11 protein-coding genes and 1 pseudogene are annotated in these 9,922 nt (G+C 26.2%); 10 read left to right on the top strand and 2 right to left on the bottom strand.

Features of this window, described 5'->3' with window-relative positions:
• The 10 genes and pseudogenes from Q0649_RS10185 to scpB all read left to right on the top strand — a co-directional run.
• Window positions 1–489, top strand: a pseudogene (locus Q0649_RS10185) (DNA repair protein RecN); the annotation flags it as partial.
• Between the two features lie 355 nt (window positions 490–844).
• Window positions 845–2,068 (top strand): SpoIVB peptidase, encoded by a 1,224-nt coding sequence (gene spoIVB / locus Q0649_RS10190; protein ID WP_298841100.1) that lies wholly within the window; start codon window positions 845–847, stop codon window positions 2,066–2,068.
• A 195-nt stretch (window positions 2,069–2,263) separates the two neighbouring features.
• Window positions 2,264–3,079: a sporulation transcription factor Spo0A gene (gene spo0A / locus Q0649_RS10195; RefSeq protein ID WP_298841103.1), complete on the top strand. Its 816-nt coding sequence runs from the start codon at window positions 2,264–2,266 to the stop codon at window positions 3,077–3,079.
• A gap of 137 nt (window positions 3,080–3,216) precedes the next feature.
• Complete coding sequence (locus Q0649_RS10200) at window positions 3,217–3,462, top strand: hypothetical protein (protein WP_298841106.1); 246 nt, start codon at window positions 3,217–3,219, stop codon at window positions 3,460–3,462.
• Window positions 3,463–4,024: 562 nt separating this feature from the next.
• The gene (gene spoIIM / locus Q0649_RS10205) at window positions 4,025–4,675 is read left to right on the top strand and encodes a stage II sporulation protein M (RefSeq protein ID WP_298841109.1); all 651 of its coding nucleotides are present in this window, start codon (window positions 4,025–4,027) and stop codon (window positions 4,673–4,675) included.
• Complete coding sequence (locus tag Q0649_RS10210) at window positions 4,672–4,899, top strand: endonuclease III (RefSeq protein WP_298841112.1); 228 nt, start codon at window positions 4,672–4,674, stop codon at window positions 4,897–4,899. The genes spoIIM and Q0649_RS10210 overlap by 4 nt, the downstream gene beginning before the upstream one ends.
• A 44-nt stretch (window positions 4,900–4,943) precedes the next feature.
• Window positions 4,944–5,822: a tyrosine recombinase gene (locus Q0649_RS10215; protein ID WP_298841114.1), complete on the top strand. Its 879-nt coding sequence runs from the start codon at window positions 4,944–4,946 to the stop codon at window positions 5,820–5,822.
• Window positions 5,823–6,076: 254 nt separating this feature from the next.
• A complete protein-coding gene (locus tag Q0649_RS10220; RefSeq protein WP_298841117.1) occupies window positions 6,077–7,273 on the top strand; it encodes a D-alanyl-D-alanine carboxypeptidase family protein in 1,197 nt (398 codons plus the stop codon).
• A gap of 202 nt (window positions 7,274–7,475) precedes the next feature.
• Window positions 7,476–8,216 (top strand): segregation/condensation protein A, encoded by a 741-nt coding sequence (locus Q0649_RS10225; protein ID WP_298841120.1) that lies wholly within the window; start codon window positions 7,476–7,478, stop codon window positions 8,214–8,216.
• A 7-nt stretch (window positions 8,217–8,223) separates the two neighbouring features.
• On the top strand, window positions 8,224–8,823 hold the full coding sequence (gene scpB, locus Q0649_RS10230) for an SMC-Scp complex subunit ScpB (protein ID WP_298841126.1): 600 nt from the start codon (window positions 8,224–8,226) through the stop codon (window positions 8,821–8,823).
• Between the two features lie 129 nt (window positions 8,824–8,952).
• Here scpB and ytfJ read toward each other — a convergent pair whose 3' ends face one another.
• Window positions 8,953–9,390 carry a GerW family sporulation protein gene (gene ytfJ / locus Q0649_RS10235; protein ID WP_298841122.1) on the bottom strand — a complete coding sequence of 146 codons (438 nt, stop codon included), beginning with the start codon at window positions 9,388–9,390 and terminating at the stop codon, window positions 8,953–8,955.
• Window positions 9,383–9,922 (bottom strand): DUF2953 domain-containing protein (locus Q0649_RS10240; RefSeq protein ID WP_298841124.1); only part of this gene is annotated, 540 nt, incomplete at its 5' end. The genes ytfJ and Q0649_RS10240, both read right to left, overlap by 8 nt.

Consider the following 9,922-nt stretch of genomic DNA (forward strand, 5'->3'; position numbering starts at 1 on the left):
AAACTTACAGATGAATTTTATAAAAATGGTTGTGATAAAGTTCAATTTTGCATAGCTACTAATCCTGGTGAGCCATTAAATCCTTTAGAAGAAATAGTGTCTGGAGGAGAATTATCCCGTATCATGCTTGCACTTAAAACTGTATTTGTGGATAAAGATGAAATACCAACTGTTATATTTGATGAAATAGATACTGGAATTAGTGGAAGAATTGCGCAATGTGTCGCAGAAAAAATGTATCTAATATCATTAAAACATCAGATTTTTTGTGTGACTCACTTGCCACAAATAGCTAGTATGGCTGATATAAATTATTTGATATCTAAAAATGTTATAAATGATAAAACATATACTAATATTATACGAATGAATGATAAAGAAAAACAACAAGAAATAGCTAGAATGATTGGTGGCACAGAGGTCACTAAATTAACTTTAGAAAATTCTAAGGAAATGATCATATTGGCTAATAATCGAAAGAAAAAATAGTTTTGATTTTATAAGAATCTAGTAATAAAAATTTATATAAAGGAGAAAATAAAGTCATATATATGACTTTATTTTTTTTGCTTTTAAAGTCAGAATAATTATAAGCCTATTACTTTATTGATTTATAAATATTTTATAGAGGTTTAAATATATAAAATATTTTAATTAAATTCAAATAAGGATAGTATTGCATTAATTATATAATAATTGCAATATAGAAGAAATTTTTAAATTCATGATAATTTAGTTTAGAATATATGTCTTTGACTATTTTTGAATTAATATTATAGCATAATATGGAGATTTGGAGGGTAACTTAAATTTATATTTATAAGAGAAGAAGGAGGTAAAGCTTATGAAAAAAAGATTGAATATATTTTGTTTACTTATGACATCAATACTAATAATAGCTTTAGGTGTCTGTTTTAAAAACAAAAGTATAGCTGTTTCTATTTTTGACAAACCAAGTTCAATATCATATTCTAAAAACATTATAAACTTAAAAGCAAATACAAATAATGCTCTATCTAATAATTATATAATTAGAGAAGAGAAAAAATTAAAAATTGATACAAATGACTTATTAAAAATAAATCCAACTTTTTTTAAAAATAATCAGAATATAATGGTTTATCCAGGAGGTCAACCAATTGGAGTTAAACTAAACACTAAGGGCGTTTTAGTAGTAGCTTTATCTGATATTGATGGTGTTAATGGTAAAATTCAGAGCCCTGCTGCAACTGCAGGTGTAGAAATTGGAGATAGTATAATAAAAATAAATAATATTGTTATAAATCATGCTGAAGATGTAAGTAGGTTTATAAATAAAGGGAAAAACACAGAACTTACGCTTAAAATACAACGTAGAAATAATACAAAATTTTTTGATATAAAGGTTAAGCCCACAACAGATTCAGCAGATGGTAAACAAAAAATTGGCTTGTGGGTACGTGATTCTACTGCAGGTGTTGGTACCTTAACATTTTATGATAGCAAAAACAATAAATTTGCAGCTTTAGGTCATCCAATTACGGATTCTGATACTGGAACAATATTAAGCGTTAATAATGGTGTGATAATATCTTCTAATATAGTATCTATAAAAAAGGGAACTAGAGGAACTCCAGGAGAATTGAGAGGTATTTTTATAGATGAAAACAAAATAAAAGGTCAATTAATTAATAATACAGAATGTGGCATATTTGGAAATGGAACTAAAAGCCTTATAAATAATAAATTTAACAAACCTATGAAAGTAGGTCTTAGAGATGAGATTGAAGAAGGAGATGCACAGATTTTAACTACTGTAAATGGCAATGAGCCGGAATTATTTAAAATAAAGATTCAAAAACTATTACCACAAGATAAAGCTGGTTCAAAAAGTATGATAATTAAAATTACAGATCCTAGACTTTTAGAAAAAACAGGAGGTATAGTGCAAGGTATGAGTGGTAGTCCAATAATTCAAAACAATAAAATAGTTGGAGCAGTAACCCATGTTTTAATTAATAAACCTGATGTTGGATATGGTATATATATCGAATGGATGCTGAAAGATGCAGGCATTTTATCAAAATAACTAGCATTATCTAAAAAAAAGAGGTAAAATGGACATAATAGGATATAGGATAGCAGATGTTATCCTATACATTACAAAATTATGATAAATTATCATTTGCTTGTAATATTTTGAATACATGAAGGAATTGTAATTCTTTTGTAAAATTAATATTTATCAAGATATGGGAATTCATTTATAAAGGGGAGTTAGAATATGGAAGAACCAAGAATTAGTGTTCTTATTGCAGATGATAACAAAGAGTTTTGCAATATTTTAAATGATTATTTGTTAAGCCAAAGAGATATTATGGTTACAGGTATTGCAAAAGATGGAATAGAGGCTCTTAAGTTAATAAAAGAGAGAAAACCTGATTTAGTAGTATTAGATATAATAATGCCACATTTAGATGGTCTTGGAGTGCTTGAACGATTGGGTAGTATGGACCTTAATCCAATACCTAAAATAATAGTCTTATCTGCAGTGGGACAAGATAAAATAACGCAAAGGGCTATATCACTCGGAGCAGATTATTATGTAGTAAAACCATTCGATATGGAAGTTTTTACAAAGCGAATAAGGCAGATGTTTAACAATACAATTTCAAGTGATAATAGTAAAAAATCAATTCCTTTTATTGATACAACTCAAGCTAGAAATAGTAACCGTAATGAACCAATGGACTTAGAAGCTGAAATAACAAATATAATACATGAAATTGGAGTACCAGCCCATATTAAGGGATATATGTATTTAAGAGAAGCAATTACTATGGTAGTAAATGATATTGAACTCTTATCTGCAGTGACAAAAGAATTATATCCATCTATTGCTAAAAAGTTTAATACAACGGCTAGCAGGGTGGAGAGAGCAATAAGACATGCTATAGAAGTAGCATGGGGACGTGGTCAAGTTGAGACGATAAACAAAATATTTGGTTATACTGTACATAATGCTAAAGGAAAACCAACTAATAGTGAATTTATAGCAATGGTAGCTGATAAGTTAAGATTACAAAATAGAGTTAGTTAAATAAATTAAGGGCATTCTTATATCAGTAACTGATATGGAGGTGTCCTTTAATTTGTTTATATTAAAGAAATGTATTTATTTATAAAGTAAGAATAAGTATAAATAAATTATGATATAATGTTGTAAGAGGTGATAATATGAACTTTGAAGTAGATAATCAGATGGTAAATAAAGAACCTACTGTACAAGCTGGTTCAACAGAACCTAGTAATATGATAATATCATATGAATTTGATTTGTTAGTAGAATCAAGTGGTCTAAGTTCAAGAGAACATTATACATTACCATATATTGAAAATACTAATATAAATGATTATATAGAAAATTTAGCTATTGATACTGGTAAACAGTTAGATAAAAAAGCAAATGAAGCTATAAAGTAAGAGTGTCCTTAATGGATACTCTTTTATTTTGTTTAATATTCCTTACTAAATTTAAAATTTAAACTTAAGAAAAATAATAGGATGTAAGCAAAAGCTCACATCCTGAATATTAATTAGAATTGTAATTATTAAGATATTCTTCAAAAGAATCGTAAATTAAATTGTCATTAGAAATTGAATCTTCCTTAGAATTAAGTTTAGTAGTTAATTTTTTAGTGGGTATTTTTTCTATTTTTTTAGTATTGATATTGATATTGAATCACCTCTATACAAGCATTATAACACAAAATATGTAATTCGTAAAGGATGTCACCTTTATATATTGAATTTAAAGAGAAGAAGTTAATTGAAAAAATGGTTATTAATGTTGAATTAAATATGCATATAAATTCCCTTACTATCATAAATATTAATTAAGATATCATAAGTATTTATTTTGTAGCTACCCGAAAAATGATTTAACTTAAAAAGTTAAAGTTTAACAAAGATATAACTTGGGTGGATTATAATAACATATTATGCACAGTTATAAAAAATAAAACGATTAATAAAGGGGGAAAATATGTCATCTAACGCATTAATAAGTAACGTAAATAAACATATACAAGAAAATCATTGGTTATATATTATAAGCATTTTGTGTATATTTACAGGGATAATTCTAGGAATTTATAGTGTGAAATACATGGGGGAAGTTGAACGAAATGATTTAGTAAATTATTTGACTAATTTTATTGATCCTTTAAACTCAAGTGGGATAAGTTACAAGTTAATATTTTTTCAATCAATTAAGAACAATCTACCAGTTATTGTTTTATTATGGTTTTTAGGTTTAACTATTGTAGGTTTACCAATTATTGTAATAATAGATTTATTGAAAGGATTTACAGTTGGCTTTACATTTAGTTTCATGATAAGTGGGCTAGGGAAAAGTGGAATAGGTATAGCAATACTAGGGGTATTACCTCAAAATTTAATTTATATTCCATGCATAATCTTTGCATCGGTGATATCGATGGAATTTTCTATAATGTTATTAAAAAATAAGTTTAATAAACAATGGACAAGTAGTGTATCTAGTAGAATTATATATTATAGCGTAATATTTATTATAATAATAGCTTTTTTGTTTATTGGGATAATTATAGAATCATATATTGCACCATATTTCGTTAAAAACCTTATAAATAACTTGGGAAGCCTAAGTAAATGAAGAATAAGGACTTATTCCATTTTGTTATGTTAACAATTAAATGTTTTGTTATCTTAATAGTAATTGGAGTTATTCTACCTAAGGTTGTAGATTATTCGCTTGAAAGATTGATTAATAATTCAAAGATATACAAAAACAGTATTGTGGTCTACAAATTAGTTGATAATAATTATAAATTGGCTTATAATTATATTCTTACATTTTATTTGTTTTTTAGAGTCTAATGGATATACAAATATTATATTCTCTATAATATAGGAGATAAATTATGAATGATTTATTGACAATTTATATAAAAAAATTACAAAATAATAATTTGACTAGAAATACGATTGAAGCTTATACGAGAGATGTTAAACGATTCATTGATTTCACGGAGAAAAGAAATGAAAACCAAGAAACAGTTGATAACATAACAATAATGGCTTATTCTGAGTACCTTAGAAAAGAAGGTAAAGCAAATAGTTCTATAGCAAGAAGTATTGTTTCTATTCGAAATTATTATAAATATCTTATTAGGAATAATCTTGCTCAAAATGATCCAACAGCCTATTTTTCTGTCCCAAAAATCAAACGAAATATACCTCAAATTTTATCGGTTGAGGAAGTAGATGAATTATTAAATCAACCAGATGAGTTAACAATTAAAGGGTGTAGAGATAAAGCAATGCTAGAATTAATGTATGCAACAGGCATGAAGGTTTCGGAACTTTTAAGTTTAACAATATATGATATTAATTTAGGCTCTTTATACATAACATGTAACAATGGTAGAAAAAATGAAAGAATAGTTCCAATAGGGAGCCATGCGGTTAGATGTATTTATGAGTATTTAAAAATTAGGTGTGAGATAAACTTAAATAATTCAAATTTACTTTTTCTAAATATAAAAAGTGACAAAATGACAAGACAAGGTTTTTGGAAAATTATTAAAGAATATGCTAAAACAACAAATATAAAAAAAACAATTAATTCATACACAATAAGACATTCATTTGCTGTACATTTATTACAAAATGGTGCAGGCATAAGCACAGTTCAGGAGTTACTTGGGCACAATAGTATGTCAACAACTCAAATTTATTCCACAATAGTTAAGAAAAATAAAATATCAGAGATTTACAAGAACACTTTTCCTAGAGCATAAATATTTTTATAAAAAACAATTTTAATAAAAAATTTGTTTTTATATCTTAAATCGAATACAAAAATAAGAATTCATCTTTACTTGTAAAGATGAATTCTTATTTTTGTTATATAGATGAAATAAATTTTTTAATTATTATAAATAAATAGTGATAATATCAATATGTTTTGGTAAAAATAATGTTATGAGTTTTAATCATTGCAGATGACCTGAAAAATTGTTATCTAGCATAAAGGATTATGAGGAGGAGAAAGATGAAAAGAACATTTAGAAATGCATTGTGTTTAATTTTATTATTAATTTTTACCATGCAGTTTTCGGGTATATCTGCTAAAGCAGCAAATATGCCCACTAAAACAGAAAATAAAGATAATAAAGGCATTGAGGTAAATGCAAGTTCAGCATTATTAATGGAGCCAACTAGTGGTAAAATAATATATGAAAAAAATTCTCATGAAAAATTTGCTCCAGCGTCAGTAACTAAAATAATGACAATGCTTATTGCTATGGAGGCAATAGATTCTGGTAAAATTAAATTAACTGATAAGATTACAATAAGTGAAAACTCAAAAAAAATGGGTGGAAGTAGTATGATACTTGATACAGGTGAAGTTAGAACCGTGGAAGAAATTTTAAAAGGAATCGCTATTGCATCAGGAAATGATGCAGCAGTTGCAATGGCAGAATACTTAGGCGGCAGTGAAGGGGCTTTTGTTAACATGATGAATGCAAGAGCTAAAAGTTTGAATATGAAAGATACTAGTTTTAAAAATTGTACAGGGTTAAGTGCTGATGGACATTTTACAACTGCGTATGATATTTCAATTATGTCTAGAGAATTATTAAAACATCCTAAAATATTAAAATATTCATCAACATACATGGAAACTATTTCTGAGGGAAGGAAAGCTCCTATAGGTCTAGTAAACCATAATAAGCTTGTTAGATTTTTTAATGGATGTGATGGACTTAAAACTGGATTTACAAATGAAGCGAAATATTGCATATCAGCTACTGCAAAACAAAATAATGTTAGAATGCTTGCAATAATTATGGGTGCACCAAGTTTTAAGGTGCGCAATAGCGATGCAAGTATGTTAATGAACTATGGGTTCTCTAAATTTGAGACTAAAAAGGTAATATTAAAGGATCAAGATTTAGAAAAAATAGTTTTAAATAAAAAAGGTGACAAATTTCTAATAGCTAAAGCTCAAGACGATTTACTTATAACTTTTGAAAGAGGTAATAAAAATATATTAACTAAGAAATTTATTTTAAAACAAGGGATAGAAGATTATAAAAAAAATGTAGTTATTGGATCTTGTGAAATATATGTTGATAACAAATTATGTGGCAAGGTTAATATTTATAGCGATAGAGATATTAAAAAGTCTAGGGTATGGGATAATATTATAAATAATTTTACAGATTTATTTGATAGAGCAATTTAATAAATATGTTTTTACAATCATATATTTTAAAAATAAATAAAGTAACTTCTGAGCAAACAGATACTAGCTTAGAGGTTATTTTTTTTATAAAATGTATCATTTTATAAATTTTAATATTATACTTAAATTAAACTTGATATAAAGAAGTAAATTAATGTTCACGTTTCTTTATAATTATTTGTTTATTTAGGAGAGAGTATAAATGCCATTAAGTATAAAAGTAACTAATTTTGAAGGCCCATTTGATTTATTATTACATCTTATAAAGAAAAATAAGATGAATATTTATGATATTAACATTGTTGAAATTACAAATCAGTACTTGGAGTATCTCAGAAGCATGAAAGAAATGGATTTAGAAATGACATCAGAATTTATTGTTATAGCTGCAACGTTAATTGAAATTAAATCAAAGTATTTGTTGCCAAAGAATAAAGAAGAAGTTAGTATTCAGGATGAATATGATGTGGAAAAAGAATTAATGGACAAACTAGTGGAATATAGAAAATACAAAGTTGTGGCTGAAAATTTGAAAGTTATGGAGAAAGAGACAGGTATAATGATTAGTAAAAAGCCAGAAATAATCGAAGAAGATAATCATAATACTAAAGAAGTAGATTTTTTAAAGGATGTTACAATTTTTGATTTGTATAATTTATATAATAATTTAATAGAAAAATATAAGAATAAAATGAATACAGATATTATTGTAAATAAAGAAATATTGATAGATGAATATAAAATAGAAGATAAAATGGAGGAATTAAAACAAAAGTTAAATGATTTTGGGAAAATTCAATTTACAAACCTAATCTATGGTTATTCATCTAAAATAGAAATTATTGTTATGTTCTTGGCTTTACTTGAGTTAATTAAGATTAGGAATGTACGAGTATTTCAAGAAAGTAATTTTAATGAGATATATTTAGAAAGGGTAAATTAATATGAATGTGAATGAATCAAATATTAAACAATTAGCAAGTAAGGATATTTCTACTAATGACATATATTATTCTATTATTGAATCATTGTTATTTGTAACTGGAGAATCATTAAAATTAACAGAGCTTGCAAATATTTTAGAATGTAGTATTGAATTTACAAGGCAGTTAATAAATGAATTAAAAGAAAAATATGAGCAGCAGCAGAGAGGCATTAAAATTATAGTAACTAATGAAGAATATCAACTTGTTACAAAACCATGTAATAGCGAGTATGTTCAAAAGCTATTAAAAATAAATATCAGGCAATCTTTATCTCAAGCCTCACTTGAAACTTTAGCGATAATTGCATATAAGCAGCCAATGACAAGAGTGGAGGTTGAAGACGTAAGAGGAGTTAAAAGCGATAGAGCAATTTATACTTTGTCAGAAAAAAAACTAATAAAAGAAAGCGGACGAAAAAATGTCCCAGGAAGGCCAATTATATATGTAACAACGGATGAATTTCTTAAACATTTTAATTTTCATAATCTAAATGAAATGCCTTCTTTAGAAGATTTTAATAAAGAAAATTTGAAGCCCGAGGTTGATATAAATAAGGTTGAATAAATATTTTAAAGACTAAGTATACACATAGTTATAACCCCATAATAATAAGGATTTTAATTTTATAAACCTTATTATTATGGGGTTAATATTTTAATTTTATAAGTTATTGTATTCATTTAATATTAATTATCATTCATTACATTTTTGTTTATTGTCACATTCTTTATCTTCAGGTTCTGCATCTTTTGTACTTTTATCTTTAAACATACCCTTAATAATATCAATAACTTGTGGTACAGTATCAACGATTTTATCGTATGTATTTTGCTGATCTACAGATAGAAGCCTAATTGAATCGTTTTTAACAACTAAAAATGCAACTGGCTTAACAGTGACTCCAGCACCAGAACCACCTCCAAAGGGATATTTACTAGCTGAATCAGTTGTATTCATATTGTTAAATTCACTACCTCCAGAAGCAAAACCAAAACACACTCTTGAAATAGGAATGATTGTAGTTCCATCTAATGATTTCACAGGATCGCCTACAATGGTGTTAACATCTATCATATCCTTTATACTCTCCATGGTGCTCCTCATTAAATTTTCAATTGGATGATTATCCATGTACATTTCCTCCTCTATATTTTTTTATATTTATTTTGTTAGGTTTTATGTTTATAAGGCAAGGTAATATTATAAATGCCATATAAATAATTTTTACAAAATTGATGTAGATTATACTCGAAATTTCCATATTAAGATTATTTTCTTTAAAATGAGGCGTAACTTTAAGATCTATGTTTTTAACCTTAACAAAATTTATTAATATTAGATACAAAAGGCTATAGGTTGAATGAATTAAACCAAATACAATAGCTACTAAGGCAGCATCGTCGAATCCATATTCTAGTTTAGTATTTAAAATTAACGTTGGCTTAAATCTTGAATTCTTTAATTTATGAATAATTAAATTTATATCTTTAAAAATTAATCGCTTAAAAAATCTTTTTTTAGGTTTTGATTGTGATTTATCTTTTGAATTGTTTTTTAAAGGTTTATTTACCTCTAGTTTCTTTTTATATATATAAATTTCCAAGACTTTGTTTGTGTATTTAAGAGTTATTTTTAAATGGATTGGAAATAATATAATTGTTAA

This window comes from uncultured Clostridium sp. (genome assembly GCF_937920395.1).
Classification (GTDB): domain Bacteria; phylum Bacillota; class Clostridia; order Clostridiales; family Clostridiaceae; genus Clostridium_AD.

Bases quoted from the DNA above. Each gene is read 5' to 3' on its own strand.
- Q0649_RS10220 (WP_298841117.1), top strand. From the start codon at position 6,077: ATGAAAAGAACATTTAGAAATGCATTGTGTTTAATTTTATTATTAATT.
- ytfJ (WP_298841122.1), bottom strand. From the start codon at position 9,390: ATGGATAATCATCCAATTGAAAATTTAATGAGGAGCACCATGGAGAGT.
- spo0A (WP_298841103.1), top strand. From the start codon at position 2,264: ATGGAAGAACCAAGAATTAGTGTTCTTATTGCAGATGATAACAAAGAG.
- Q0649_RS10200 (WP_298841106.1), top strand. From the start codon at position 3,217: ATGAACTTTGAAGTAGATAATCAGATGGTAAATAAAGAACCTACTGTA.
- spoIIM (WP_298841109.1), top strand. From the start codon at position 4,025: ATGTCATCTAACGCATTAATAAGTAACGTAAATAAACATATACAAGAA.
- Q0649_RS10225 (WP_298841120.1), top strand. From the start codon at position 7,476: ATGCCATTAAGTATAAAAGTAACTAATTTTGAAGGCCCATTTGATTTA.
- Q0649_RS10215 (WP_298841114.1), top strand. From the start codon at position 4,944: ATGAATGATTTATTGACAATTTATATAAAAAAATTACAAAATAATAAT.
- Q0649_RS10210 (WP_298841112.1), top strand. From the start codon at position 4,672: ATGAAGAATAAGGACTTATTCCATTTTGTTATGTTAACAATTAAATGT.
- spoIVB (WP_298841100.1), top strand. From the start codon at position 845: ATGAAAAAAAGATTGAATATATTTTGTTTACTTATGACATCAATACTA.